The sequence below is a fragment of the Methylobacillus sp. MM3 genome, from assembly GCF_001645185.1.
Classification (GTDB): domain Bacteria; phylum Pseudomonadota; class Gammaproteobacteria; order Burkholderiales; family Methylophilaceae; genus MM2.
The window spans coordinates 208,424-233,600 of the sequence record NZ_LXTQ01000020.1 but is presented as its reverse complement, the minus strand read 5'-3'; the positions used below and the strand labels follow the sequence as shown (position 1 = coordinate 233,600).

The 25,177-nt window shown below is 56.2% G+C and carries 29 protein-coding genes; 19 read left to right on the top strand and 10 right to left on the bottom strand.

The features are described 5' to 3' along the window. Positions 1-33 precede the first annotated feature (33 nt). Positions 34-1,083 (bottom strand): phosphoribosylformylglycinamidine cyclo-ligase, encoded by a 1,050-nt coding sequence (purM, locus tag A7976_RS07985; RefSeq protein WP_067109823.1) that lies wholly within the window; start codon positions 1,081-1,083, stop codon positions 34-36. 46 nt (positions 1,084-1,129) lie between these two features. On the opposite strand from purM, the gene A7976_RS07980 reads away from it, so the two are divergent. The 3 genes from A7976_RS07980 to A7976_RS07970 are packed head-to-tail and all read left to right on the top strand — an operon-like array spanning position 1,130 to position 3,151. Then, on the top strand, positions 1,130-2,221 hold the full coding sequence (locus A7976_RS07980) for an AI-2E family transporter (protein WP_240483833.1): 1,092 nt from the start codon (positions 1,130-1,132) through the stop codon (positions 2,219-2,221). Beyond that, on the top strand, positions 2,218-2,844 hold the full coding sequence (locus tag A7976_RS07975; RefSeq protein ID WP_067109819.1) for a DnaA ATPase domain-containing protein: 627 nt from the start codon (positions 2,218-2,220) through the stop codon (positions 2,842-2,844). Before A7976_RS07980 ends, A7976_RS07975 begins: the two co-directional genes overlap by 4 nt. A 43-nt stretch (positions 2,845-2,887) precedes the next feature. Next, positions 2,888-3,151, top strand: coding sequence for a hypothetical protein (locus A7976_RS07970; RefSeq protein ID WP_067109816.1), 264 nt, complete (start codon positions 2,888-2,890; stop codon positions 3,149-3,151). Positions 3,152-3,163: 12 nt separating this feature from the next. On the opposite strand, the gene soxZ is transcribed toward A7976_RS07970, so the two are convergent. The 3 genes from soxZ to A7976_RS07955 are packed head-to-tail and all read right to left on the bottom strand — an operon-like array spanning position 3,164 to position 5,351. Beyond that, complete coding sequence (soxZ, locus tag A7976_RS07965) at positions 3,164-3,481, bottom strand: thiosulfate oxidation carrier complex protein SoxZ (RefSeq protein ID WP_067109813.1); 318 nt, start codon at positions 3,479-3,481, stop codon at positions 3,164-3,166. After that, on the bottom strand, positions 3,481-3,924 hold the full coding sequence (gene soxY / locus A7976_RS07960; protein ID WP_067110251.1) for a thiosulfate oxidation carrier protein SoxY: 444 nt from the start codon (positions 3,922-3,924) through the stop codon (positions 3,481-3,483). The genes soxZ and soxY overlap by 1 nt, the downstream gene beginning before the upstream one ends. A gap of 8 nt (positions 3,925-3,932) precedes the next feature. After that, a complete protein-coding gene (locus tag A7976_RS07955) occupies positions 3,933-5,351 on the bottom strand; it encodes a M48 family metalloprotease (RefSeq protein WP_067109810.1) in 1,419 nt (472 codons plus the stop codon). A 41-nt stretch (positions 5,352-5,392) separates the two neighbouring features. Between A7976_RS07955 and moaC the strand changes: the two genes are divergently transcribed. Continuing rightward, on the top strand, positions 5,393-5,869 hold the full coding sequence (gene moaC, locus A7976_RS07950; protein WP_067109807.1) for a cyclic pyranopterin monophosphate synthase MoaC: 477 nt from the start codon (positions 5,393-5,395) through the stop codon (positions 5,867-5,869). Positions 5,870-5,904: 35 nt separating this feature from the next. Beyond that, positions 5,905-7,299: a 3'-5' exonuclease family protein gene (locus A7976_RS07945; RefSeq protein WP_067109803.1), complete on the top strand. Its 1,395-nt coding sequence runs from the start codon at positions 5,905-5,907 to the stop codon at positions 7,297-7,299. Positions 7,300-7,345: 46 nt separating this feature from the next. Here the strand turns inward: A7976_RS07945 and ntrC are convergent, their stop codons facing one another. From ntrC to glnA, 4 genes are all read right to left on the bottom strand, one after another. Beyond that, entirely contained in the window at positions 7,346-8,734 is a 1,389-nt protein-coding gene (ntrC, locus tag A7976_RS07940) for a nitrogen regulation protein NR(I) (RefSeq protein ID WP_067109800.1), read from the bottom strand. A 27-nt stretch (positions 8,735-8,761) separates the two neighbouring features. Continuing rightward, the gene (gene glnL / locus A7976_RS07935) at positions 8,762-9,841 is read right to left on the bottom strand and encodes a nitrogen regulation protein NR(II) (RefSeq protein WP_067109797.1); all 1,080 of its coding nucleotides are present in this window, start codon (positions 9,839-9,841) and stop codon (positions 8,762-8,764) included. A 47-nt stretch (positions 9,842-9,888) separates the two neighbouring features. Then, the gene (locus A7976_RS07930) at positions 9,889-10,377 is read right to left on the bottom strand and encodes a DUF4124 domain-containing protein (RefSeq protein ID WP_067109794.1); all 489 of its coding nucleotides are present in this window, start codon (positions 10,375-10,377) and stop codon (positions 9,889-9,891) included. Positions 10,378-10,498: 121 nt separating this feature from the next. Then, the gene (gene glnA / locus A7976_RS07925; protein ID WP_067109791.1) at positions 10,499-11,908 is read right to left on the bottom strand and encodes a type I glutamate--ammonia ligase; all 1,410 of its coding nucleotides are present in this window, start codon (positions 11,906-11,908) and stop codon (positions 10,499-10,501) included. 238 nt (positions 11,909-12,146) lie between these two features. Between glnA and A7976_RS07920 the strand changes: the two genes are divergently transcribed. Genes A7976_RS07920 through mtgA form a run of 3 tightly spaced genes read left to right on the top strand, consistent with a single transcriptional unit; the run spans position 12,147 to position 14,120 of the window. Next, on the top strand, positions 12,147-12,599 hold the full coding sequence (locus A7976_RS07920; protein WP_067109788.1) for a rhodanese-like domain-containing protein: 453 nt from the start codon (positions 12,147-12,149) through the stop codon (positions 12,597-12,599). A 5-nt stretch (positions 12,600-12,604) separates the two neighbouring features. Beyond that, positions 12,605-13,420 carry a shikimate dehydrogenase gene (aroE, locus tag A7976_RS07915; RefSeq protein WP_067109785.1) on the top strand — a complete coding sequence of 272 codons (816 nt, stop codon included), beginning with the start codon at positions 12,605-12,607 and terminating at the stop codon, positions 13,418-13,420. A 7-nt stretch (positions 13,421-13,427) separates the two neighbouring features. Continuing rightward, positions 13,428-14,120, top strand: coding sequence for a monofunctional biosynthetic peptidoglycan transglycosylase (gene mtgA, locus A7976_RS07910; protein WP_067109783.1), 693 nt, complete (start codon positions 13,428-13,430; stop codon positions 14,118-14,120). Here mtgA and uvrA read toward each other — a convergent pair whose 3' ends face one another. Continuing rightward, positions 14,121-16,946, bottom strand: coding sequence for an excinuclease ABC subunit UvrA (gene uvrA, locus A7976_RS07905; RefSeq protein WP_067109780.1), 2,826 nt, complete (start codon positions 16,944-16,946; stop codon positions 14,121-14,123). An 86-nt stretch (positions 16,947-17,032) separates the two neighbouring features. On the opposite strand from uvrA, the gene A7976_RS07900 reads away from it, so the two are divergent. The 4 genes from A7976_RS07900 to A7976_RS14820 all read left to right on the top strand — a co-directional run bounded on the left by A7976_RS07900 (position 17,033) and on the right by A7976_RS14820 (position 19,983). Continuing rightward, the gene (locus tag A7976_RS07900; RefSeq protein ID WP_240483832.1) at positions 17,033-18,394 is read left to right on the top strand and encodes an MFS transporter; all 1,362 of its coding nucleotides are present in this window, start codon (positions 17,033-17,035) and stop codon (positions 18,392-18,394) included. Position 18,395: 1 nt separating this feature from the next. Then, positions 18,396-18,884 (top strand): single-stranded DNA-binding protein, encoded by a 489-nt coding sequence (locus tag A7976_RS07895; protein ID WP_067109774.1) that lies wholly within the window; start codon positions 18,396-18,398, stop codon positions 18,882-18,884. Between the two features lie 174 nt (positions 18,885-19,058). Continuing rightward, positions 19,059-19,706: an adenylate/guanylate cyclase domain-containing protein gene (locus tag A7976_RS07890; RefSeq protein ID WP_067109771.1), complete on the top strand. Its 648-nt coding sequence runs from the start codon at positions 19,059-19,061 to the stop codon at positions 19,704-19,706. A 133-nt stretch (positions 19,707-19,839) separates the two neighbouring features. After that, positions 19,840-19,983, top strand: a complete 144-nt coding sequence (locus A7976_RS14820) for an entericidin A/B family lipoprotein (RefSeq protein WP_240483831.1) — start codon at positions 19,840-19,842, stop codon at positions 19,981-19,983. 15 nt (positions 19,984-19,998) lie between these two features. On the opposite strand, the gene A7976_RS07885 is transcribed toward A7976_RS14820, so the two are convergent. Further along, complete coding sequence (locus tag A7976_RS07885) at positions 19,999-21,429, bottom strand: histidine kinase (protein ID WP_067109768.1); 1,431 nt, start codon at positions 21,427-21,429, stop codon at positions 19,999-20,001. Positions 21,430-21,578: 149 nt separating this feature from the next. On the opposite strand from A7976_RS07885, the gene A7976_RS07880 reads away from it, so the two are divergent. From A7976_RS07880 to A7976_RS07850, 7 genes are all read left to right on the top strand, one after another. Continuing rightward, positions 21,579-21,737: a DUF1328 domain-containing protein gene (locus tag A7976_RS07880; RefSeq protein ID WP_067109765.1), complete on the top strand. Its 159-nt coding sequence runs from the start codon at positions 21,579-21,581 to the stop codon at positions 21,735-21,737. 67 nt (positions 21,738-21,804) lie between these two features. Beyond that, complete coding sequence (locus A7976_RS07875) at positions 21,805-22,257, top strand: hypothetical protein (RefSeq protein WP_067109763.1); 453 nt, start codon at positions 21,805-21,807, stop codon at positions 22,255-22,257. 76 nt (positions 22,258-22,333) lie between these two features. Beyond that, positions 22,334-22,909 (top strand): bacterioferritin, encoded by a 576-nt coding sequence (locus A7976_RS14965; protein ID WP_067109760.1) that lies wholly within the window; start codon positions 22,334-22,336, stop codon positions 22,907-22,909. A 51-nt stretch (positions 22,910-22,960) separates the two neighbouring features. Then, positions 22,961-23,593: a response regulator transcription factor gene (locus A7976_RS14960; RefSeq protein ID WP_067109757.1), complete on the top strand. Its 633-nt coding sequence runs from the start codon at positions 22,961-22,963 to the stop codon at positions 23,591-23,593. Between the two features lie 139 nt (positions 23,594-23,732). Next, entirely contained in the window at positions 23,733-24,161 is a 429-nt protein-coding gene (locus A7976_RS07860; protein WP_240483830.1) for a response regulator, read from the top strand. Positions 24,162-24,328: 167 nt separating this feature from the next. Then, positions 24,329-24,544: a CsbD family protein gene (locus A7976_RS07855; RefSeq protein WP_067109754.1), complete on the top strand. Its 216-nt coding sequence runs from the start codon at positions 24,329-24,331 to the stop codon at positions 24,542-24,544. 24 nt (positions 24,545-24,568) lie between these two features. Then, the gene (locus A7976_RS07850) at positions 24,569-25,147 is read left to right on the top strand and encodes a hypothetical protein (protein WP_082878043.1); all 579 of its coding nucleotides are present in this window, start codon (positions 24,569-24,571) and stop codon (positions 25,145-25,147) included. Positions 25,148-25,177: the final 30 nt, after the last annotated feature.

Here is a 25,177-nt window from a genome sequence, read left to right as displayed (position 1 = left end):
GTAACGCACCGGAACTCAGGCGGTTGGCAGAGATCAGGCGACGACGGTCTGATGCTCGCCTGCGGCGCGGGTACGTATGACCCCGATGCGGAAGACTTGTTCGCCTTCGGCGGCCAGGAGCGCAGTTGCGCGCTCGGCGTCTTCAGCGGCCACGATGATTGCCATGCCGATGCCGCAATTGAAGGTACGCAGCATCTCGTCTTCGGCGATATTGCCTTGTTCCTGCATCCAGCCGAATAGCGGAGGGATGGTCCAGCTGCCGCGCTTCAGTTCGGCCGTGACGCCCTCTGGCAAAACACGCGGAATGTTTTCCGTCAGGCCGCCACCGGTAATGTGCGCCATGCCCTTGACCGGAAGTGTCTCGATCAGCTTGAGCAGCGGCTTCACGTAAATGCGGGTCGGTTCCATCACCACATCGCGAAACGGGCGGCCGTGGAAATCGCTGTCCATGGCTATGCCGGAAACCTCGATCAGTTTGCGCACCAGCGAGTAGCCGTTGGAGTGCGCGCCGCTGGAAGCGAGGCCCAGCACCACGTCGCCCGGAGCGATGGTGGTGCCGTCGATAATTTTGTCCTTGTCCACCGCACCTACCGAGAAACCGGCCAGATCGTATTCGCCCGGCGGGTACATGCCCGGCATTTCGGCGGTTTCGCCGCCTACCAGTGCGCAACCGGCTTGTTCGCAACCGGCGGCAATGCCTTTGATCACCTGTGCCGCGGCGCCGACTTCCAGCTTGCCACAGGCGAAGTAATCGAGGAAAAACAATGGTTCGGCGCCCTGCACCAGGATGTCATTGACGCACATGGCGACGAGATCGATGCCGACCGTGTCGTGCTTGTTCAGCTGAAAAGCCAGCTTCAGCTTGGTGCCGACACCGTCAGTACCAGACACCAGCACCGGATTCTTGAATTTTTTGGGGACTTCAAACAGCGAGCCGAAGCCGCCGATGCCGGCCAGCACTTCGGGGCGCATGGTGCGCTTGGCAAATGGCTTGATGTCTTCGACCAGCGCGTCGCCGGCTTCGATATCGACCCCCGCATCGCGGTAGCTGATCGAGGTTTTGGCGGAATCGGAAGGGTTCAAGTTGAGTTCTCGCTTTCCAGAGGATACATTACAGGCTTCAAGAACCGTGATTTTACCCGAAATGGCCGCAAAACGAGACACCGGACTGCCCTATCAATGGTTGGCTGCGCTCGCGCTCTTCTGCGTGCTGCTCTACCTGCTGCGCGACATTCTTGCGCCGTTTCTCACCGCCGCCATCCTCGCCTACATCTGCAGCCCGCTCGTCGACCGCCTGATGCGCATCCATTTCGGTCGCTGGCAGCTGGGACGCGCGCCGGCCACGGTGCTGATTCTGCTGCTTTTGACGGGATTATTCGTGCTGTTGCTGCTGATCGTCGTGCCGTTGCTGCAAAAAGAAATCCTGCTGCTGACGCAACGGCTACCTGCGTATTTTGAAGCCCTGCGTAGCTGGTTGGAACCGTTGCTTCTCAAGTACTTCGGCATCACGCTGGCCATTGACCTGGCCCAGATCCAGTCCATGCTGACCGAACACTGGAAAACCGCCGGCAATTTCGCGGGGCAGGCGCTGCTCATCGTCGGCACGCATGGCGCGGCATTTTTCGGCTTTCTGATGAGCCTGCTGCTGATACCGCTGGTGCTGTTTTACCTGCTGCGGGACTGGCGCGAACTGATCGCGCGTATTGGCCAACTCGTACCGCGCCGCTGGTATGACAAAATTGCATTGATCGCTCATGAAATCGATCTGGTGCTGGCCGAGTTCCTGCGCGGGCAACTTTCCGTGATGCTGATGATGAGCGCGTTCTATGCCATCGCGCTATGGATGACCGGCCTGGAACTGGCCCTGCCCATCGGCATTATTGCCGGCCTGCTCGGCTTCGTGCCTTATCTTGGCATCACCATTGGCATCGTGCTCGCCGTCCTGGCAGCATTGCTGCAATTTTCCAGTTTTGCGCCGCTGATCCCCATCGCCGTTGTATTCACCGTCGGCCAGGTGCTGGAAGGCATGGTGCTGACTCCCTGGCTGGTCGGCGACCGTATCGGCCTTCATCCCGTCGCGGTCATTTTCGTACTGCTCGCCGGCGGCCAGCTTTTCGGCTTTGCCGGAGTATTGCTGGCATTGCCCGTCGGTGCCGCTATCGCAGTCGGCCTGCGCCATCTCAACCAATCCTATATCTCCAGCGAAACCTATCTGAAGTGAAGCAACTCCTGCTCGATATCCAGCCGGCCCCAGCGCCGACGCTGGAAAATTTTGTTCCCGGCCGCAATGCCGAGGCCCTGCACAGTCTTTACCTCGCCGCGACCGGCAAAGCCGACGTGCGTTTCATCTACCTGTGGGGTACCGGTGGAAGCGGCAAAAGCCATTTGTTGCATGCATGCAGTGAACTTGCCAGGCAGCATGGCGTCGCACTGGGCATTGCGGATGATGTCCAGCGTCTCGACGAAAACGCACAGATTTCACTTTTCAATATGTACAACCGCTTGCGCGAAAGCGGCGGCGCGCTGATTGTCGCTGGCGAAGCTGCTCCGATGCAGATGGGATTGCGTGACGACCTGGCGACGCGGCTTTCCTGGGGATTGGTATATCAGTTGCAGCCGCTTTCTGACGAAGAGAAAGCGCAGGCATTGAAAGCGCATGCCGATGAACGCGGAATGAAATTGCCCGATGAAGTACTGGATTATTGCTTGCGTCATCTGCGACGCGATTTGCGCACGCTGATGGCAACGCTGGATGCACTGGATAAGTGGTCGCTCACTGCCAAGCGGCCGGTTACGCTGCCACTGCTTCGCCAGATGCTGCAGCCCACCGTGAAACCGGATTGATTCCAAGAGCCTGTTTCAGCAGGCTTTTACGATTGGAGGCCGTATGATACAAGTCAGAAAGCTCAACGATACAACGTATGAAGTGACGGTTGAGGACGGAGCAACCACCACGCATACCGTCACGGTTGATCCTGATTACGCCGAAAAGCTGACCGAGGGAAAAGTTGCCGTCGAACGCCTGCTCAGCCGTTCGTTCGATTTTCTGCTGGAACGGGAATCCAACACCAGCATCTTGCGAACGTTCAATTTGCCCGTGATCGGACGCTATTTTCCCGAGTACGAGCGCGAAATTCGCGAAATGCTCTAAGAGGCTCTAACTCTAAGAGCCTTCAACGACACCCTCGATGGCATTCGTTGCTCCCTTGTTGTCTACCCAGCTCACGGCGAGCTTGTCGCCCAGACTCGCGCCGCGCAGGCGGAATGTCAGGTAGGGATTCTTGGAAATGCCGGTGCCCCACTGCGCCTCAAGCACCGTCTTGCCGTTCAGCGTCGCGGTCACCATCTGGATAAAATGCGCCGGTACCGTTTCGCCAACATCGTTGATGCGGCGGCCGGTTTCCATCGGATGGATCATCAGTACTTTCACCTCCGTCACGCCATCCTTGAGGCGCGCGCGAATCTTCATCATGTCAGCCATTAACCGCACCCTCCGACAGCAACCTCAATCCGACGCGAAGCCGAGTAATATTTGTCATTGGCTTTGACGATGACTTTCAGGTCGGCCGTTTCCGCCATCTTGATGCGGGTGATGAGGTAGGGCTCGGCCCCATTCGAAAACATGAAATTGGCAATCAGCGGCGTCGGATTCTTTTCCGCCAGGATGGAGATCGCCTCGGTGCCGGGAATGCGACTGATGACTTCGATCTGGATAATGGCGCCGTTCTCCGCCATTTGCGGCGCGATGATCTCGATCTCCGGGCTGGATTCATCGCCCGTCACCCCCAAGCCTTGCAAGGCACCTTCAACTTTGTCGGACTCGAATGCCTGACGATTCCAGGCAGCAGCCAGCGCATGCAATGGCACTAGCGCAAGCAGGGAAATCACGGCCGCGCACGACTTCAATATCGATCTGCGATTCACTTGCACCCCTATCGTTTAGGCTCCGCGAGCATGGAGCGCATTTGCTTCAACCGCGCCTCAACACCCGACATTTCATAAAAGTTGCCATCACCGCTTCTAAGGGCGATTTCCATCTGTTCGATCGCGGCAGGCAGGTTGTAGCGCAAATAATACGCCTCACCTTGTGCCTGATGGCGTAACAGATTCTTTCCCAGCCGCGTGTATGCCTGCGACTTCAGCTCGTAAAAATAGGGATCGTCGGGATAGGCTTGCTGTTTATCGGTAATGAGCTTGACCGCCGCATCCAGCTGCCCGGTTGCCAGCAGCAATTCGCCATAGCCATAAATGAGTCCGCGATGGTTGGGGTAAGCCGCCAGCCCTTGCTTGAACTGCGCTTCGGCCTGGCGCTCGTTGCCCATGGCCACCAGCAGATTGCCGGCCAGGGTTTCGATCATCGGATTGCGCGGTGCCTTGTTCCGTAGCCAGGCCACTTCTTCTCGCGCCGACTCCAGCTTGTTCGCACGCAAATATGCCACGGCCAGTCCGTAGCGCTGCGCGGCTTCGTCGACGTATTTCTTGTCATTCAGAATGGACTGGAACCACTGCACCGCTTGGTTGGGATTACCCACCATCGCGCGCAGTTTGGCCCGGGTGTAGTTGAATTCCGGGCTATCGGTGACCTGCCGATAGGGCAGCTGCTCGACGCGGTTGCGCACATCGGCAATCCGCTCGGTGGTCAGCGGGTGGGTGCGCAGGAAAGCGGGCGCACTGCCTTCGTAAAAGCGCGTGCCTTTCATCAGCTTGTCGAAGAAAGCCGGCATCGCCCGCGTATCGAACCCCGCCTGGCTGAGAATCTGCAAACCGACGCGGTCGGCTTCACGTTCATGCTCGCGGGTATAGTCCAACTGCTTCTGAATCGCGCCGGCCTGTGCTGCCTGCATCGATGCGCCTGCAAGTTGCGGATTGGAGCGCGCGGCGAGCAACGCAAACGCCATTGCGGCAAAGGATTGCCATGCATCCTGTTTCTGCTGGGCGATCATCCGGGCAATATGGTGTTGCGTAACGTGGCCGATTTCGTGGCTGATGACACTGGCGAGTTCGGATTCGCTGCTGGAGGCCATGATAAGGCCGCTGTGCACGCCGATGATGCTGGCAGGAAGCGCGAATGCGTTGATGCTGGGGTCTTGCACCACGAAAAAGGTGAATTTCTGAGGAGCATCGCCGCTGTTGGCGGCGAGACGATAGCCCAGATTCTGCAAGTAATCGACGACTTCGATATCCTTGATGACATCGCCGCTGGCATTCACGTCGCGCATGATTTCCTCGCCGATGCGGCGTTCGTCCTGGGCAGTCAGCGCCAACTGGGAAGAATCGCCCAGGTCCGGCAGGCCGTCGGCAAGGGCGTTGGGAACACACAACAGCAGCAGGAAAAGATAAACGAATTTCACCCTGCTATGATATATGCTTCATCTTGAGAGTTCATAGCGCGATGGGTCAATTTACACACTTTAACGCAGCAGGCCAGGCGCACATGGTGGACGTGGGCGACAAATCCGAAACACGCCGCATCGCCCGTGCCGCCGGCAGCATCCGCATGCAGCCGCAAACGCTGGCGCTGATCCTGCAAGGCGATGCCAAGAAGGGGGATGTGCTCGGCATTGCGCGCATTGCAGCGATTCAAGGATCGAAGCGCACCTCCGAACTGATTCCCCTTTGTCATCCCATCGCGCTGACCAAGGTGGGCGTGGAGTTTGAAATTGCCGGACCCGATACCATACATTGCACCGTCACGGCCGAAACCGTGGGGCGCACCGGCGTCGAAATGGAAGCACTGACCGCCACCAGCGTGGCGCTCCTGACCATTTATGACATGTGCAAGGCCGTGGATCGCGGCATGACAATCACCGATGTCCGGCTGCTGGAAAAACAGGGCGGAAAATCCGGCCACTGGCTCGCTGAAAAGTAAGCGCACGCCAACTCCCAACCGATTGAATCTATTTGATGCTTGATCAACCCATTGCCTGTGTCGACGTTGAAACGACGGGTACCAGCCCGCAGTATGACCGCATCACCGAAATCGGCGTGGTGGAAATGGATCCCGACGGCTCGGTGCGCGAGTGGAGCACGCTGGTCAATCCCGAAGCCCGTATTCCGCCATTCATCGAGCAGCTCACAGGCATCAGCAATGCCATGGTCGAAGCCGCACCGACTTTTTCGCAAGTCGCGGAGGAACTTCAACAGCGGCTTGCCGGCCGCCTCTTTGTCGCCCATAACGTGCGCTTTGACTACGCCTTCATCAAGAACGAATTCAAGCGACTGGAAACCGCCTTTCGGGCCGATACGCTTTGCACCGTGCGCCTGTCGCGGAGGCTTTATCCGCAATTCTACAAACACAACCTCGACAGCCTGATCCAGCGCCTGGGCATTCAGGTCGAAGACCGTCATCGCGCCTTGGCGGATGCGCGCGTGCTGGCAAAATTTCTGAAACAGCTGCCGCACGAGCATGACGCCACTGCGATCAACGACGCGATCCGCCATGTGATGGCAAAACCGTCCTTGCCCACGCACATCCCGGAAGGATTGATCGACGACATTCCCGATGGGCCGGGCGTGTATCTGTTCTACGGCGACAACGACATGCCGCTGTATATCGGCAAAAGCACAGGTCTGCGCAGTCGCGTGCTTTCGCATTTCTCGGGCGATCACCGCAGTACTAAAGAGCTGCGTATTTCGCAACAACTGAAACGGGTCGAATGGCGCGAAACCGCCGGCGAACTCGGCGCACTGCTGCTTGAGGCAAAACTGATCAAACAGCTCCAGCCTATCCATAACCAGCGCCTGCGCCGCGAAAATGATTTATGTGCTTGGCAAATGCTGCCAGCGCCGCAGGGCGGCCACATGGTTACGCTGAAATATGCGGCCGACATCGATTTCGGCCGCGCTGACAATCTTTACGGAATGTTTACTTCACAGCGCAAAGCGGTGCAGACTTTGCGCGATCTGGCCGACGCGCACCGCTTGTGCCTGATCCAGCTGGGGATTGAGAAACCCTCGCGCGCCAAGGCAACTCCCTGCTTCGCCCATCAGCTCAAAAAATGTCATGGCGTTTGCGTTGGCAAGGAAGACCCGCTACGTCATGATTTGCGTCTGGCAGAAGCCCTTGCCCGACTGAAGCTCAACGCCTGGCCGTACGCCAGCCCAATAGGTATCCCCGAAAAGCATGATGGTCGCGAAGAAATGCATATCGTGGACCGCTGGTCGTATCTGGGCACTGCGCGCGATGAAAGCGAGATCGTGGAAATACTCGCAGGCGGCGCCGTTGCAATATTCGATCTGGACACCTACAAGATACTGGTCAAACACATCAAGGGGCGCAAAGTATTACCCCTTGCGTGATTGCAAACGCGCGGGCTTTCTTTGACATCCGCGCCCTGACGCGGAACTATTCGCCTATTCCCAGCTCCTGAATCTTGCGTGTCAACGTATTGCGGCCCATGCCAAGCTGATTGGCGGCCTCGATGCGGCGGCCGCCGGTATGCTCCAGCGCCTTGATGATCATGATGCGTTCGAAAGCATGTGTGCGGCTTTCAAGCACATTCTGCTCGCCGCGCGCCAATGCATCCGCAACCTCTTGCGCCAGCGCCTCCTGCCATGAAGCCACATTGATCGGCCGGCTGACATCCTCGCGCAATTCCTGCGGGAGATCGGCAACATCGATGTTCTGCCCCGGCGCCATGACCGTCAGCCAGTGGCAGACGTTTTCCAGTTGGCGCACGTTGCCGCTCCAGCCGAGCGTCGCCAGATAGCGCAGGGCGGACGCCGACAGTTGCTTGGGTTCGACACCGAGCTCCACGGCGCTTTGCTGCAGAAAATACCGTGCCAGCAGCGGGATGTCTTCGCGCCGCTCGCGCAAAGGCGGCAGACGGAGACGTATCACATTCAGACGGTGGAACAAGTCCTCGCGGAACAAGCCCTGCTTTACTCTTTCTTCCAGATCCTGGTGCGTCGCCGCGATGATGCGCACATTGACCTTGACCGGCTGATGACCGCCCACGCGATAGAACTGACCGTCGCACAGCACGCGCAACAAGCGCGTTTGCAGGTCGGAAGGCATGTCGCCGATTTCGTCCAGGAAAAGTGTCCCACCGTCCGCCTGCTCGAATCGCCCACGCCGTGCGGCCTGCGCGCCGGTGAAAGATCCGCGTTCATGGCCGAACAGTTCGGATTCCAGCAAGTCCTTGGGTATGGCCGCCGTGTTGATCGCAATGAAGGGTTTGTCGGCACGCGGGCTATGGCGATGCAATGCCATGGCGACCAGTTCCTTGCCAGTCCCGGATTCGCCATTGATCAATACGGTCGCATGGGAGCGAGACAAGCGCCCGATCGCCCGGAACACTTCCTGCATCGCAGGCGCCTGCCCAATGATTTCCGGGGTTTCCTGCGGGTATTCGTCGTCGCTTGTCTGACGCGCACTTTCTTCAACGGCACGGCGGATGATGTCGATGGCCTGGTCGACATCGAAGGGTTTTGCCAGATACTCGAACGCACCGCCCTGAAAAGCCGCCACGGCGCTTTCCAGATCGGAATAAGCCGTCATGATGATGACGGGCACGTCGGGCAGACGCTGCTTGATCTCCTGCAGGAAATCCAGTCCCGATCCGTTGGGCATGCGGATATCGCTTACCACGACCTGCGGTTCCTCTTCAGCCAGCGCGGCCAGCGCTTCCGGAGCGGAGGAAAATGTCTTGAACTCCATGTCGCTGCGGGCCAAGGCTTTTTCGAACACCCAGCGAATGGAGCGGTCGTCGTCAATAATCCAGATCGGTTTCATACGTATTCTCTTTTAATTTGGCCAGTGTCACTGTCTGATGCTGCTCTTCATTGCCGTGCTTTCAATGGGCAGGCGAATGGTGAAACAGGTATTTCCGGGCTCGCTTTCGCATTCGATCATCCCGTGGTGCTGCGTGACGAACGTCTGGGCGAGCGTGAGTCCCAGCCCCGAGCCGTCCGCACGACCCGACACCAAAGGATAAAAAATACGGTCGCGAATTTCCGGCGGGATGCCGGGGCCGTTGTCGATAATTTGCAGCTTGATAGCGACGCGATAGCGCTTGCGCACCAGCGTCACCTGGCGCTCTGCACGCGTGCGAAAGATGATCTCGCCCTGACCCTGCATCGCCTGGACGGCATTACGCGCGATATTGAGGACAACCTGTATGAGTTTTTCCCGATCGCCAACGAGTTCCGGCAAGCTGGTATCGTAATCCCGGCGTATCGTAATGCCGCGTGGCGATTCCGCCATCAGCAGGCTGCGCACGCGCTCGAGCACTTCATGGATATTCGTCAGTTCGTATTTCGGGACACGATGCGGGACCAGCAGCCGATCCATCAAGGATTGCAAGCGATCCGCTTCCTTGATGATCACTTGTGTGTACTCACGCAGATTTTGCTGCGGCAGTTCGTGCTCCAGCAATTGAGCCGCTCCTCGCAAGCCACCCAACGGATTACGGATTTCATGCGCCAGATTGCGCAGCAATTCCGTATTGGCCTGCTGTTGCACCAGCATGCGCTCTTCACGGGCGATGCGCAATTGCTGGTCCATCTGCTGGAACTCAAGCACCAGCCGAATCGGCGAAGCATCCACTGGCGTGGCCGTACACGTCACCGACAGGTTGCCTTGCCTCAGTGTGGTAATCGGCAACTCATGTTCGCGGAAGGGGCTATTGGTCGCCAATGCGCTTTCCACTGCCGATAACAATGTGTCGCATCCGGGGAAAATCTGCCCGAGCTGAAACCCATTCATCTGGTTCATGCTGATCGCGAACAGAACCTCCGCGGCCGGGTTGGCATAGAGTACGTGGCTTTCGCCATCGAGCAACAAAACTGCTGTGGCGAGATGTTCGAGTCCGACGAAGGAATTTGGAATTTTATTAGGCATCGCTTTCCGGTTAAGCAAAAGCCAGGCCAGAAAGCGATGAGGTCATGTTACTTGAGTGACGAGAGTTCTTTTTCAAGCAGTTCGATGTTTTTTTCGTGCAAGGAAACATTTTCCTGCAGTCTTTCCATTTTCTCCTGGAACTTGGCCACATTGCGACGCGTCACGGTCTTGCCGTCCTTGCCCTTGACCTTGAACACTTCGGGGTCGGCCTCGCCTTCCGCCTGAGCTTTTTTGGCCTCCTCCAGCGCCAGGCGCTCGTTCGCCAGCTCTTCTTGCAGAATCTGCCGACGTTTTTCGTCCCGCTGTTTCTGCTCGGATTTTTCCACCCGCGGAAAATTGGCAGGGGTAGGCGTTTTGGTGCTCTTGGCCGGTGCGCTGCCGCTCGTCGCCGGAGGCTCGATATCGAGCTTGCTCGCGCCTTTCATCGGAATATTGGAATAAGTGACTTTTCCGTCGGCATCGATATGTTTGTAGATTTCGGCGCCGGCGGAGAAGTGCACGCCCAGACCCAAGAGTAAGCAGATTAACTTTTTCATGGCTTGCAGTGTAGTTCAGTTGCAATCCCTAGGCAACGCATGGAATCCCGGTTTAGTTGACGGGTTGCGGGCAACAAAAAAGGCGAGTTTCCCCGCCTTTTTCGTCAAGCCTCTGAACGTCTTAGATCGAGTAGTACATCTCGAATTCGATCGGGTGAGTCGTCATGCGGAACTTGGTGACTTCTTCCATCTTCAGGTCAATGTAGGCATCGATCATGTCATTGGAGAACACGCCACCGCGGGTCAGGAACTCGCGATCATTATCCAGGTATTCCAGAGCCTGTTCCAGGCTGGAGCACACGGTTGGGATCTTGGCATCTTCTTCCGGCGGCAGGTCGTACAGGTTCTTGTCTGCAGGATCGCCAGGATGAATCTTGTTCTGAACGCCATCGAGACCAGCCATCATCAGTGCGGTGAAGGCCAGGTACGGGTTAGCACCCGGATCCGGGAAGCGCACTTCGATACGACGAGCCTTGTCGGATTGCACGTACGGAACGCGGATGGAAGCAGAGCGGTTGCGGGCGGAATAAGCCAGCTTCACCGGAGCTTCGAAGCCCGGGACCAAGCGCTTGTAGGAGTTGGTCAACGGATTGGTGATCGCGTTCAGCGCGCGAGCGTGCTTGATGATGCCGCCGATGTAGTACAGCGCGAATTCGGACAGACCTGCGTAGCCGTTGCCTGCGAACAGGTTTTTGCCATCCTTCCAGATGGACTGGTGCACGTGCATGCCGGAACCGTTGTCGCCGACGATGGGCTTGGGCATGAAGGTGGCAGTCTTGCCGTACTGGTGCGCAACGTTGTGTACCACATACTTCAGGATTTGCGTCCAGTCTGCGCGCTTGGTCAGCGAGGAGAACATGGTACCGATTTCGTTCTGGCCCGCAGTGGCGACTTCGTGGTGGTGGACTTCAACGGGCACGCCCATTTCTTCCAGAGCCAGGCACATTGCGGAGCGCACGTCCTGGAAGGAGTCGACCGGTGGAACAGGGAAATAGCCGCCCTTGACGGTCGGACGGTGGCCGATGTTGCCGCCTTCGAACTTCTCGCCGGAAACCCATGCGGCTTCTTCGGAGTGGATCTTGCACATGCTGCCGGACATATCGACTTGCCAGTTCACGGAGTCGAAAATGAAGAATTCGGGTTCCGGACCGAAGTAAGCGGTATCGCCGATTCCGGAAGACTTCAGGTAAGCTTCAGCGCGCTTGGCGATGGAGCGGGGACAACGGTCGTAGCCCTTGCCTTCGGACGGTTCGATCACGTCGCAGCTCAGAAGCAGGGTCGGTTCGTCCATGAACGGATCGATATTCGCGGTATCCGGATCCGGCATCAGCAGCATGTCGGAAGCTTGAATGCCCTTCCAGCCAGCAATGGAAGAGCCGTCGAAAGCGTGGCCTTCGGTGAACTTCTCTTCATTGAATGCAGATACCGGCACGGAAACGTGCTGTTCCTTGCCACGGGTGTCGGTGAAACGGAAATCAACGAACTTGATTTCGTTTTCTTTCACCATTTTCATTACATCGGCGACCGCCATCTCAATCTCCCTAAATATAAAGCTCTACAATTAAACAAAAAATTAGACACGCTTGTTAAGCATTAAGCGTGCCATTAATCAAAAGTAAATTCTTATTTTCACACATAAGGTTAGAAAAGAGAATCAAAATTCAGCGCACCACGAATGTGCGCCCGAATATTCAAATGCACCAAATCGGTGCAATCACATCCTTTTCCAAAAGGCTTTATAATTAGAATATTTCTACGGAGGGTTTCTCATGGGAACGCTCAATGACATTTTAAACACTGCTCAACAACGCGCACGCGAAAACCATTTGTCTTACGCCGGTTGCCTGACGCCATCCGAAGCGCAACAAGTCCGCGATGAAGTGCAGACAGCACGACTGGTCGATGTTCGCACCCGCCCTGAACTCGAACTGGTTGGCCGCATTCCGGGGGCAGCGCATATCGAATGGGCGTTTTACCCCGATATGCGTCCCAATCCCGACTTTCTCGCCCAACTCAGCCAGCAAGTCGATCGTGAAGCAATCGTGATGTTCATCTGCCGTACTGGCGGCCGTTCACACAATGCCGCCGCCGCAGCCACGCAAATGGGATACACCAACTGCTACAACGTGCTGGAAGGTTTCGAAGGCGCTACCGACGCAGCAAGCGGACAGCGCGGGAAAATCAACGGCTGGAAAATGGCCGGGCTACCCTGGAGCAACTGACGGCGATGGACCGTTACGCTGTTATCGGCAACCCCGTGGAGCACAGCAAATCGCCTGTGATCCACGGTGAATTCGCACGGCAGACCGGACAGGGAATCGAGTACGGGCGAATTCTCTCCCCGCTGGATGCCTTTCGTGAAACGGTACTGCGTTTCCGCGATGAAGGCGGCAAGGGCCTCAATGTCACAGTGCCTTTCAAGCTGGAGGCTTTTCAGCTGACGACCACACTGACTTCGCGTGCCAGGTACGCCGAAGCGGTCAATACTCTCAAATTCGAGCAAGACCGCATCATAGGCGACAATACCGACGGAGCCGGACTGGTGCGCGACATCCAGAACAACCTCGGCATCGCCATTGAAAGAAAACGCATTCTGTTACTGGGGGCCGGTGGTGCGGCCCAGGGTGTTCTTTATCCTTTACTGGATCAGGATCCGGCTCTGCTCGTCATCGCCAACCGCACAGTGGATCGCGCGCTGGAAATGCAACGCAAGGTCGAGCAGCGCGACGTACTCAGCCGCACGGTCTCGGCCCAGACTTACGAATCCCTGGCCGGACTATCCTTCGACATCATCATCAACGCCACCTCGGCCGGGCTGACCGATAGCGCCCTGCCTATACCTCCCGGCATTTTTGCGGCCGACGCGCTGGCTTATGACATGATGTACGGCCGCGAAACGCCTTTCATGCAATTCGCGCGGCGGGAGGGTGCCCAGGTCGCCGACGGTCTTGGCATGTTGGTGGAGCAGGCGGCGGAATCGTTCTACCTCTGGCGCGACGTTCGTCCCGATACGCGTCCCGTCATCGAAAAATTGCGTCAGTAAACCCGATATGCGTTGGCGCGGATTCCTTTGGCGCGGGCTGCTTGCGCTCGTTGTTCTTGTGCTGGTCTATCAGCTATGGATCTTTTTGCACATCTGCTGGTGGGTCAATCACAATCCCGGTTCCAGTGCTTTCATGAATGACCGCCTGGGACTCATGCAGGAAAAAAATCCTGAAGCGAAGCTGCGCCATAAATGGGTACCGTACAAGCGGATTTCCAACAACCTCAAGCGCGCGGTTGTCGTGGCCGAGGATTCAAAGTTCGTGGTGCACGAGGGCTTCGATTGGGATGGCATCCAGAAAGCGTATGAGAAAAACCTGAAGAAAGGCCGCGTCGTCGCCGGCGGCTCCACCATCAGCCAGCAGCTCGCAAAAAACCTGTTTCTTTCCACCCAGCGTACGCCCTGGCGCAAATTGCAGGAAGCCGTGATTACGCTGATGCTCGAAAAAATGATGAGCAAGCGCCGCATTCTGGAAATCTATCTCAATGTGATCGAGTGGGGAAACGGCGTATTCGGCGCCGAAGCCGCTGCACGTCATTACTACGGCGCGGGCGCTGCCAGTCTGAGTGCGTGGCAATCCGCCAGGCTGGCGGCCATGATCCCCAATCCGCGCTATTACGATGACCATCGCAATGCGCGCGGGCTTGCCCGCAGAACCGCCACCATTGCCGCCAGAATGCGTCTGGCGGCGCTTCCCTGATTAGTTAGGCGAGCACAGCATCGGCTTGAGGTATTTTCCGGTATGGCTACGCGGTGACGCCGCCACAGCTTCCGGCGAACCTTCGGCCACAATGGTGCCGCCGCCATCTCCGCCTTCGGGCCCCATATCCACCAGCCAGTCGGCTGTCTTGATGACGTCCAGGTTGTGCTCGATGACCACGACGGTATTACCGTGATCGCGCAGGCGATGCAGCACGTTAAGCAGCAGCTGGATGTCGGCGAAATGCAGACCGGTGGTCGGCTCGTCGAGAATGTACAACGTGCGGCCGGTATCGCGCTTGGAAAGCTCCAGCGCCAGCTTGACGCGCTGCGCCTCGCCGCCGGACAGCGTGGTCGCGGATTGCCCGAGCGTGATGTATCCCAGGCCGACATCGAGCAGCGTTTGCAGCTTCCGTTGTACCACCGGCACCGCATGGAAAAATTCGTTGGCCTGCTCCACGGTCATTTCCAGCACTTCGTGGATATTCTTGCCCTTGTAGTGAATTTCCAGCGTTTCGCGGTTGTAGCGGTGGCCCTTGCATACGTCGCATGGCACGTAGATATCCGGCAGGAAGTGCATTTCCACCCGGATCACGCCATCTCCCTGGCACGCTTCGCACCGGCCGCCCTTGACGTTGAAGGAATATCGGCCCGGCCCGTAGCCGCGCGCGCGCGATTCCGGCACGCCGGCGAACAGCTCGCGGATGGGCGTGAAAAGCCCGGTATAGGTTGCCGGATTGGATCGCGGCGTACGGCCGATGGGACTCTGGTCCACATCGACTACCTTGTCGAAGAATTCCAGTCCCTCGATGGCTTCGTACTGGGCGGGCTCAGTGGAACTGCCGTACAGATGACGCGCGACAACGCGGTACAGCGTATCGTTAACCAGCGTGGATTTGCCTGAGCCGGAAACGCCAGTGACGCAGGTCAGCAGGCCGACCGGCAGATCAAGCGTCACTTTTTTGAGGTTATTGCCTTCGGCCTGCGAGAGCCTGAGCATGCGCTTGGGGTCGGGCCCGTGACGCTTTTTCGGCACCTCGATGGATTTGCGTCCGCTCAGGTATTGTCCCGTCAGCGAATCAGGATTGCTCTTGATTTCTTCGGGCGTGCCTTCGGCGATGATCCTGCCGCCATGCTCGCCCGCGCCGGGGCCGATATCCACCACATAATCGGCAGACAGGATTGCATCCTGGTCGTGTTCGACAACGATCACGCTGTTGCCGATATCACGCAGACGGAACAGGGTTTCCAATAGACGATCATTGTCGCGTTGATGCAGGCCGATAGAGGGCTCGTCCAGCACATACATCACACCGGTCAGGCCGGAGCCGATCTGGCTGGCAAGACGGATGCGCTGCGCCTCGCCGCCCGACAGCGTTTCCGCCGAGCGCGACAATGACAGGTAATCCAGCCCCACGTTGGTCAGGAAGCGCAAACGGCTGCTGATTTCGTGCACGATCTTGTCGGCGATGGCCAGTTTCTGCCCGCTCAGCCTGAGCGCCTCAAAGAAACTTAACGTTTGCCGCAACGGCATTTCGCAAATCTGGTGGATATTGCTGCCGCCGACGCGCACGTGGCGCGCTTCCTTGCGCAAGCGCGTGCCGCCGCACTCGGGGCAAGGGCAGCCGTTCAGATACTTGGCAAGTTCCTCGCGCACCATCACCGAATCGGTTTCGCGGTAGCGGCGTTCGAGGTTGTGCAGGATGCCTTCGAATGGATGGCTCTTCAGATAAAAACCGCCGCGTTCGTTCATGTAGCGGAAAGAGATGTTTTCCTTGCCGCTGCCGTGCAATGCGATTTCCTGGATTTCCGGCGGCAGGTTTTCGAAAGTGGTATCGAGATCGAAGCCGTAATGCTCTGCCAGGCTTTGCAGCATCTGGAAATAAAACTGATTGCGCCTGTCCCAGCCCTTGATCGCACCGGCCGCCAGCGAAAGATGCGGAAAAGCGACTACGCGCTTGGGGTCGAAGAAACTGATTTGCCCGAGACCGTCGCACTTGGGGCAAGCGCCCATAGGGTTGTTGAACGAGAAAAGACGCGGCTCCAGTTCGGCCAGCGAATAGTTGCACAGCGGACAGGCGAATTTGGCCGAAAAGAGATGTTCTTTCCCGGTATCCATCTCCAGCGCCAGCGCGCGGCCCTCCGCAAGACGCAATGCCGTCTCGAATGATTCCGCCAGACGCTGTTTCACATCCGCTCGCACTTTGAGACGGTCCACCACCACATCCACGTTGTGCTTGGTGGTTTTGGCGAGTTTGGGGACGGCATCCAGCTCATAAATCTCGCCGTCGACGCGCACCCGAACAAAACCTTGCGCACGCATTTCGTCGAACAGTTCGACCTGCTCGCCCTTGCGGTTGGAAACCACAGGCGCGAGGATCATCAGCTTGGTGTCTTCCGGCAGAGCCAGCACGTGATCGACCATTTGCGACACGGTCTGCGCCTCCAGCTTGATGCCGTGCTCCGGGCACTCCGGATCGCCGGCCCGGGCGTACAGCAGCCGCAGGTAATCGTGAATCTCGGTGACCGTGCCGACGGTGGAGCGCGGATTGTGCGAGGTCGATTTCTGTTCGATGGAAATCGCGGGACTGAGGCCTTCGATCAAGTCGACGTCGGGCTTGTCCATGCGCGCGAGGAATTGTCGCGCATAGGCGGAAAGCGATTCCACGTAACGACGCTGTCCCTCGGCATATAAGGTGTCGAAGGCGAGTGAGGACTTACCCGAGCCGGAAAGGCCGGTGATCACGATCATCTTGTTGCGCGGCAGATCCAGCGAAACGTTTTTAAGGTTATGCGTACGCGCGCCGCGGATGCGTATGGTATCCATGCTGTCTCGAGAGTGGGTCAACCTGTTAATATACGCAATTTTCACCTGTCACCTCAATCATTTTTCCAATGCCCAACCCGGAACGCATGACCTCCCTCGAACTGCGAGCAAGCCTGAGCCTGGCCTCCATTTACGGCCTTCGCATGCTGGGAATGTTCCTGATCCTGCCGATTTTCGCGATTTATGCCGAAGGTCTGCCCGGTAATCCCAGTCACCTGATGATCGGCCTCGCGCTTGGCGCTTACGGCTTGACGCAGGCCGTTTTCCAGCTGCCGTTCGGCATGGCGTCCGACCGTTACGGGCGCAAGCGCGTGATTTATTTCGGACTGGCAATCTTTGCCCTGGGCAGCCTCATCGCGGCGCTGGCGCAAACCATCGAGATGACGATTGTCGGTCGCGCAATTCAGGGGGCGGGAGCGGTTTCGGCCGCCGTCACGGCCCTGGTTGCCGATCTGACGCGGGAAGAGCATCGCACCAAAGCAATGGCGATGATAGGCGGAACCATCGGTATCACCTTCGCTTTCTCGCTGGTGGCCGGCCCCGCCCTCAATCAATGGATAGGCATCCCCGGAATTTTCGCGCTGACCGGCATCCTGACCTTGCTGGCCATGCTCGTTGTCCGCTTTGTCGTGCCCGACCCGCAGATCAGCCGCTTCCATTCCGATGCGGAAGCCTCCGCGTCAAAACTGTCGGAAGTCCTCAGGAATACCCAGCTACTTCGTCTCAACTTCGGCATTTTCGCGCTGCACGCGGCGCAGATGGCGATGTTCGTCGTCGTGCCTTTCGCCTTGATGAAAAGCGGCGGCCTCGACGCCAACCATCATTGGCAGGTTTATCTGCCGATCATGGGCATTTCCTTCGTATGCATGGTGCCGGCGATCATCTATGGCGAAAAGAAAGCCAAGCTTAAAAACATATTTGTCGCTGCCATCGCATTGATGTTCGGAGCGCAGTTGCTGTTCGCATCCTCGATCAATCAGTTCTGGGGCATAGTCGCCTCGCTGACAGCCTACTTCATTGCCTTCAACGTTCTCGAAGCCAGCCTGCCTTCGATAATCTCCAAGGTGGCTCCCGCCGCTTCCAAAGGCACGGCAATGGGTGTGTATAATACTTCGCAATCGCTGGGCATATTCCTCGGCGGAGCCGTTGGCGGCTGGCTATCGCACATCTACGGCTATGCTGCGGTTTTCATATTCTGCAGCGTGCTGATCGCATTGTGGCTGGCCTTCGCAGTTAGCATGAAAGCGCCGCCCGCCGTAAAAAGCCGCATGTTCCACCTTTCGGAAATGACCGCCGAAGAAGGACTGGAACTCGCCGACCAGTTGCTGCGGCTGCAAGGCGTACGCGAAGCCGTGGTGCTGGCGGATGAAGGCGTGGCTCTGCTCAAGGTGGACATGCATGCGTGGGATGAAGAAGCAGCGCTGCAATTAATTGGAAAGGAAAATTGAGATGGCATCGGTAAACAAGGTAATTCTGGTCGGAAATCTGGGCCGCGATCCTGAAATGCGCTATATGCCTTCGGGCGATGCGCTGGCATCGTTCAGCATCGCCACCACGGATACCTGGAAGGACAAGAGCGGCCAACGCCAGGAACGTACCGAATGGCATCGCATTTCGATGTTCGGCAAGCAGGCGGAAATCGCAGGGCAATATCTGAAAAAGGGATCGTCGGTTTACATCGAAGGCCGCCTGCAAACCCGCAAATGGACGGACAAGGAAGGCCACGAGCGCAACACTACCGAAGTGGTCGCCGACCGCATGCAAATGCTGGGCGGACGTACAGGCGGCGGCAATGCCTTTGAAGTGATGGACGACGGCGACGATATGTCTCCGCCGCCACGCCAGCAGGCATCCCGCGAACAGCCTTCCGGCGGCACGCCCCGCCCAGCGGGCGGCGGATCCGGCTTCGACGACTTCGAGGACGATATTCCGTTCTGACCAGTCATTGCCAGAATCGAATCATTAAGAAAACGGCCGCTTTTGCGGCCATTTTCTTTTACTCAGCGTTAGACAAAGGCGAGTTCTCGCGTGAGTCAATCCTGAAAAGTTTTACGCTAAAATCTGTAGTAAATATTTACTTATTGCCCTTATCCAACCAGACGAGAACGCTTCATGGCCCGCCACGACCCGCTCAATACCCGCCGCTCCGAAGAACGCTTGACGCGCCTGATACAGGAGCGCCTGCAACCGGGGGCCGACAAGCAGCGGATTGACGAGCGTATCTGGGATTTGTTCGGCGAGGACTGGTGTGTGATGTTTACCGATCTTTCCGGGTTTTCGCGACGTGTGGCCGAGTTCGGCATCATCCATTTTCTCCAGACTATCTACGAATCCGAACGCCTCCTGATTCCCGTCATCGATAATCACGATGGATTCGTGCTGAAAGTAGAAGGGGATTCCTTTCTGGCGGTTTTCCGGAATGCGCATAAATGCCTGCAATGTGCGCTTGCCATGCAGCAGACGGTACGCGACTACAACTTCAGCCGGCTGCAAGAAGAAAAGGTGCTGCTTTGCATCGGCCTGGGTTATGGACGCATGCTGCGCATCGGTGACACCGACGTATTCGGCGCAGAAGTGAATGCCGCGAGCCGCCTCGGCGAAGATCTTGCGCAATCAGGCGAGACCCTGGTGACGGGCGCATTTCGCACAGAATGCAATGGAGTGCCGGGAATTACTTTCGAAGCGCTTCCCCATCCGCCAGCCGGCACCGATTCGGCTTATCGTGTAGCGGTTTCGGGCCAGAAAACAGCCATTTTGTAAGATTTCACCTACGTACTTTTCGGTTATCAACCAGCAGCGTTTGAGCGCATTTATTCATACACTGAATCGACGTGTCCGAAAGCACACAATTCGCTACCGGACGTCCTTTCAAAAAGTGAATGGAGAATCGAAAATGATAAAACGCTGCGTTCTCATGCTGGGTCTGTTGTCTGTAATTTTTCTGACGGCTTGCAATACGATGAAAGGCGCCGGCCAGGACATTCAATCGGGTGGTGAAAAACTGGAAAACAAGGCTGAAGAAGTCCAGCAAAAGTAATCCTTTGTGCTCCGCCTAATCGGCCGCACTCACCGGTCGAGACTCGGCAGCGGCATTCAGCGGAATCAGGGCAAGGGTAAACATACCCTTGCCGGGTTCGCTGTCGATCTGCAATTTTCCCCCGATCGCTGTTACGCGATGCTGCATGCCCTTTAGCCCATGCGTCACTTCGTAGCCTTGGGTTAAATCCATGCCCTTTCCGTTATCCGCAATTTCGAGCTTGAGATAACGGTCATCCACTTGAAGATGTACCGAGACCTTGGTCGCCTCTGCGTATTTGGTAGCATTAGTCAGGCTTTCCTGAACGACCCGGTAGGCGATTAGCCCCAAGGCTTCACTGATATGCATGTTTTCGTCCGGCAACTCCATGTCGAGTTCCCACTGATTGCGATCCGCAGCCGACTCGATCAGAGCCTTCAGGGCAGGGATCAGGCCAAAAGTCGTCAGTAAGGATGGATGGAGATCCTGCACTACCCGGCGCTTGAGTTCGATTCCCTGGTCCAGATAGCGCAAGGTCCGGTTCAGCTTTTCGCTCGCTTCCGGCGACACATCCTTGATTTTGCGCAGCACCCATGAAATATCCATTTTGGTCGCGGTGAGGATGGAGCCCATTTCGTCGTGCAACTCGCGCGCCAGTTTTCTACGCTCCCGCTCGACATCGTACTGATAGTCCACGGCCAGGGTTTTGAGCATGCTGGTGCGTTCTTCGAGTTTCTGCTCGAAATTAACGACATCGGTTTCCAGCTTTTTACTGAGCCGGTCGCGATCCACAATTTCCTCGACCAGCTTCTTTACCGACAACACGAGCAGCACCAGCACCAGTAATATGCTCGCCGCTACGGAGAAACGTCCGGCAGCCATTGTATTGGCGCGCTTCTCGATCATGCGCGCGATGTCCTTGCTCATGCTGTCCGCAAAGGCCTGCGTTTTCTCCATGAATTGATCCATCCGCTTTCGGCTTTCTTCGGAGTTCACCATTTGCATGGAAGCCTCCATATTGCCCTTGTGCGCCAGTGTTACGGACATCTGCAACTCGGTAGACTTGCCCTCGACATCGGCGGAGATGCTCTTGAGCAGTTCCGCATAGCGCTGCTCTGGCTCTCCGCCTGAAGTCACATGTTTTTCCAGTGCGCGCATGGTTTGCTGCACATTATTAACCTGTGGCTCGATGGCTTTTTCGTCCACGGGGACATACTTGTTCTGGAGGCTGATGAGATATCCGCGCTGCACACTTTCCGCTTCCTGCATGCGAGTACGCAACTCATTGATCAGCGTGTTCGTTTCACCCGAATTGGTAAGGTAGTCATTCTGCCTTGCCAGCGCCCCCATCCATGCATCGGTGAGCGCTATCGCCAACATCGAAAGCAGGACATAACCCGCCAATACCAGTATCAAACGTAACCCAATGCTTCGTACCGCTTCCCGGCACCAATAGTAAAGCTTCATGCTGGCCCCTTCTGCGACCGTGCAGTACTACCCCTGTCAGTTTTTTCTTACTTGTTATTCATCTAACAACTGCTAAATGCAGTCGCCTTCGATGTTTATAGTGATTCCATAGGTGTTATCAAGCACCTCCATACAGAAAGGTGAAAATCATGCTTTATTACACCGTCGTTTTCTTTGTGATCGCCCTGATTGCCGCCTTTTTCGGCTTTAGCGGCATTGCTGCGGGCGCAGCAGAAATTGCCAAGATTCTGTTCTTTGTCTTTTTAGTCATCACGATCATTTCAATACTTGTAGGCGTATTCAAATAGCGCTCGCGAGTCCCCCAAGATCATCGAAAGTTTCAATGACATTCAAGTTTTAAGAGGAAATTTCATCATGCTAAGTTCAAAAGTACAGGAAATTAAAGAAGGTACACAGGAAGTTGCGGACGACATCGCAGCTCGCACCAAGGCAACCGCTGCCGACATTTCAACTGAAACCAGGGAAACCCTGGATAACTTGAGCGACCGCGTCGGCAAGGAAGGAACGGAAATCAAGTCTGAAATCGAATTATTGCTAGGCAAGGTTTATGACCTACTCAGGCCGGAAACCACATATGAAGTCCGCCAGCAAGTACGCCAAAGCCTGGATAACGTAACCAGGAAAGTTGCTGACTGGGCGGAAGGCCGCGAAGGCGAACTGACTGCCAGGCTCGACACGACCAGGCTTCACACGCGAAAGACCGTCTACGAACATCCGATGTCCAGCCTGCTTGTAGCCGCCGGGGCCGGAGCACTGGTGACCTATTGGTTGATGCATCGGTCGCCTGATTCGGACCAGCCACGATAGGCCTGCAACCAGCAACAGAAAGCGCAACACTTTCATAGTGTTGCGCTTTGCCATGCATACCAGATGGAGCGATGAGATGGAAACCGAACTCACAACGACAACCACTCCGGCGCCAACCGCGCCGGCGGAACATTTTAATATCGATATTTCGGCCATCCGCGAAAATGCTCGCAAGGATGTCCTGGAAGGCGCACATACTTCGAGTTATCAAGGAGATGTCGAAGAGGTAATCGAATTGCTGAATCATGCGCTCGCCACTGAGCTAGTATGTGTCTTGCGATACAAGATGCATTATTTCACTGCGGTAGGGCTGAACTCCGAGTCCATTGCCTCGGAATTCGCCATTCATGCGCAAGACGAGCAAGAGCATGCAGACCGGATTGCCGCGCGTATCGTTCAGCTTGGCGGCAAGCCGGATTTCTCGCCGCAAGGATTGGCGGAGCGCAGTCATTCGGATTACGTCGCATGCGCAAGCCTTGAAGAAATGATACGCGAGAACCTGATTGCGGAGCGCATTGCCATCGATACCTACCGCGAAATGATTCGCTATATCGGCGACAAGGATCCGACCACGCGACGCATGCTGGAGGACATCCTGGCCAAGGAGGAGGAGCATGCCGACGAACTTGCGGACTGGAGCAAGCGTCAATAACTTTAGCAGCGGAATCCCGCACCGCAGTTCATAGACTCGATAGGATTCATCATGAAAAAGATCCTGTTGGTGGATGACCACAGCATCGTCAGGTCGGGTTTGCGCAACCTGATCGACCTGGAAAACGACATGCGCGTCGAGGACGAGGCGGCAAGCGGCAACGAGGCGATCCAGAAAGTACGCAAGCAGAAGTTCGACATTGTCGTGCTGGACATTTCCATGCCCAACAAGAACGGTGTGGATACCTTGCATGATTTGAAGCGCGTCGCACCGGACCTTCCAGTGTTGATCCTGAGCGGGTACGCCGAGCAGCAATATGCACTCAATCTGATCCGTAGCGGTTGCAAGGGCTATCTTTCAAAGGATGCCGATCCGGATGAAATCATCAAGGCGATCCGCACCATTTGCGCCGGCCGCCTTTATATTTCGTCCGCGCTGGCGGAGCTGATGGCCAGCGAATTGATGCAGCCTTCGGACAAATTACTGCACGAAACGTTGTCCGATCGGGAATTCCAGGTTTTTTTCAAGCTGGCAACCGGCAAATCCGTCACGGAAATTGGCGAAGAGCTTTTCATCAGCGTCAAGACGGTGAGCACTTACCGCGCCAGGATACTGGAAAAAATGAATATGAAAACCAACGCCGATCTGACTTATTACGCCATCAAGAACGAGTTGATCAATTAGGATAAAGTGAAGCAGTTTGCAGGAATTTGTAGTCCTGCTTCGGATAGTACAACCCTGAACAACCATTTATCATTAATCGATCATGTTAGCTATTGGATTCTCACATCGCGAGGTGTGCCCCCAAAAAGTGGTCGCTGAAATGCAAAACATGCCGGATATCATGGAGCGGGAACGCATCCATGTCATGCTGGTTGAAGATTCGGCGCTCATTCGAGAGGCATTGAGGGAAGCGCTCGACGGCTCAAGCGTGGCCAGCTTCGACGGCTTTGCCGCGGGCTCCGCCGAGGCTATTGCACTCCTGCGGTCGCGCCGATTCGACATGGTAGTCGTCGACATCGAGCTTGCCCACGGCACCGGTTTCGATGTTTTGCAGGATATCAACAAACCGGATTTCCCCTATCCGCCCCCCATCACCATGGTGCTGACCAATCATGCTTACGTGATCTACCGCCATCGTGCGCAAGCGCTTGGCGTTAAATACTTTTTCGATAAATCGATGCATTTCGACGAAGCGATTGAGGCCATTGAAAAAGAAGCCAATACCTTGCTCGATGGCAATAACCGATAATTATTGTTTGTTGCCAGAATAATCTTACAAAACCACCTCACCTCCTCTTATAAAAAATCTCGCCCCGGTCCGACTGCTCCCTCACGGACAAATCCTTAGCATGAATTCATGGTGTCACACCATATCAATAAGAAGGTGTGCCGTTATTTTCAAAAGGAGAAGAAGTCATGAACTGGGATCGAATCGAAGGTAACTGGAAACAGGTCAAGGGCAAAGTGCACCAGCAATGGGGCAAGCTCACCGACGATCAGATGGACCAGATCCAGGGAAACCGGGAAATGCTTATCGGCAAGATTCAGGAACTTTACGGAATAACCAAGGAAGAAGCCGAAAAGCAGGTGAAGCAGTTCAATGATCGCTGCAGCAACGAAAACTGGATCTGACCGATATGCGAAAGGAATGATTGTATGAATACCATCCAAAAGATGTTGATACCAGGCCTGATAAGCATGCTGATGGCTGCTCCAGTCTATGCGCAAGCCATTAGCCAAGCCATGACCAAGGAAGATTACAAGCTTCAGAAGGACAATATCGAGAAAACGCATGATGCCGACAAGGCGAAATGCAAAAACCTCATGGGCAACAAACGCGATGTATGCATTGCCGAGGCCAATGCCAAGGAAGATATCGCCCAGGCCGAACTCGAAGCCGCTTACAAGAATACCGGCAAGGAAAGGATCGCCGCCGCCAAGGTGCGCGCCAAAGCCGAATTCGACGTTGACAAGGAACGATGCGACGATCAGAAGGGCGACGCCAAATCGCTTTGTGTAACCCAGGCCGAAGCAAAACGTGACCGCGCGCTGGCAGACGTCGAGGCAAAGAAGGAGATGTATAAAGCTCAGAAGGATATCAACGAAGCCAAGAAAGATGCCCGCGAAGAAAAGATCGACGCAACCTTCGAGGCAGAAATGAAGAAATGCGACAGCTTCGCCGGCGATGTCAAGGATAGCTGCGAAGCAAAGGTCAAACAACGCTTCAACAAATAATTAAGAAGCGGGCTTTGCATAACTCCGACA

Coding starts and splice junctions, on each gene's coding strand:
- A7976_RS07970 (WP_067109816.1), top strand. CDS start 2,888: ATGATACAAGTCAGAAAGCTCAACGATACAACGTATGAAGTGACGGTT.
- soxZ (WP_067109813.1), bottom strand. CDS start 3,481: ATGGCTGACATGATGAAGATTCGCGCGCGCCTCAAGGATGGCGTGACG.
- moaC (WP_067109807.1), top strand. CDS start 5,393: ATGGGTCAATTTACACACTTTAACGCAGCAGGCCAGGCGCACATGGTG.
- A7976_RS07945 (WP_067109803.1), top strand. CDS start 5,905: ATGCTTGATCAACCCATTGCCTGTGTCGACGTTGAAACGACGGGTACC.
- ntrC (WP_067109800.1), bottom strand. CDS start 8,734: ATGAAACCGATCTGGATTATTGACGACGACCGCTCCATTCGCTGGGTG.
- glnL (WP_067109797.1), bottom strand. CDS start 9,841: ATGCCTAATAAAATTCCAAATTCCTTCGTCGGACTCGAACATCTCGCC.
- A7976_RS07930 (WP_067109794.1), bottom strand. CDS start 10,377: ATGAAAAAGTTAATCTGCTTACTCTTGGGTCTGGGCGTGCACTTCTCC.
- glnA (WP_067109791.1), bottom strand. CDS start 11,908: ATGGCGGTCGCCGATGTAATGAAAATGGTGAAAGAAAACGAAATCAAG.
- A7976_RS07920 (WP_067109788.1), top strand. CDS start 12,147: ATGGGAACGCTCAATGACATTTTAAACACTGCTCAACAACGCGCACGC.
- aroE (WP_067109785.1), top strand. CDS start 12,605: ATGGACCGTTACGCTGTTATCGGCAACCCCGTGGAGCACAGCAAATCG.
- mtgA (WP_067109783.1), top strand. CDS start 13,428: ATGCGTTGGCGCGGATTCCTTTGGCGCGGGCTGCTTGCGCTCGTTGTT.
- uvrA (WP_067109780.1), bottom strand. CDS start 16,946: ATGGATACCATACGCATCCGCGGCGCGCGTACGCATAACCTTAAAAAC.
- A7976_RS07900 (WP_240483832.1), top strand. CDS start 17,033: ATGACCTCCCTCGAACTGCGAGCAAGCCTGAGCCTGGCCTCCATTTAC.
- A7976_RS07895 (WP_067109774.1), top strand. CDS start 18,396: ATGGCATCGGTAAACAAGGTAATTCTGGTCGGAAATCTGGGCCGCGAT.
- A7976_RS07890 (WP_067109771.1), top strand. CDS start 19,059: ATGGCCCGCCACGACCCGCTCAATACCCGCCGCTCCGAAGAACGCTTG.
- A7976_RS14820 (WP_240483831.1), top strand. CDS start 19,840: ATGATAAAACGCTGCGTTCTCATGCTGGGTCTGTTGTCTGTAATTTTT.
- A7976_RS07885 (WP_067109768.1), bottom strand. CDS start 21,429: ATGAAGCTTTACTATTGGTGCCGGGAAGCGGTACGAAGCATTGGGTTA.
- A7976_RS07880 (WP_067109765.1), top strand. CDS start 21,579: ATGCTTTATTACACCGTCGTTTTCTTTGTGATCGCCCTGATTGCCGCC.
- A7976_RS07875 (WP_067109763.1), top strand. CDS start 21,805: ATGCTAAGTTCAAAAGTACAGGAAATTAAAGAAGGTACACAGGAAGTT.
- A7976_RS14965 (WP_067109760.1), top strand. CDS start 22,334: ATGGAAACCGAACTCACAACGACAACCACTCCGGCGCCAACCGCGCCG.
- A7976_RS14960 (WP_067109757.1), top strand. CDS start 22,961: ATGAAAAAGATCCTGTTGGTGGATGACCACAGCATCGTCAGGTCGGGT.
- A7976_RS07860 (WP_240483830.1), top strand. CDS start 23,733: ATGCAAAACATGCCGGATATCATGGAGCGGGAACGCATCCATGTCATG.
- A7976_RS07855 (WP_067109754.1), top strand. CDS start 24,329: ATGAACTGGGATCGAATCGAAGGTAACTGGAAACAGGTCAAGGGCAAA.
- A7976_RS07850 (WP_082878043.1), top strand. CDS start 24,569: ATGAATACCATCCAAAAGATGTTGATACCAGGCCTGATAAGCATGCTG.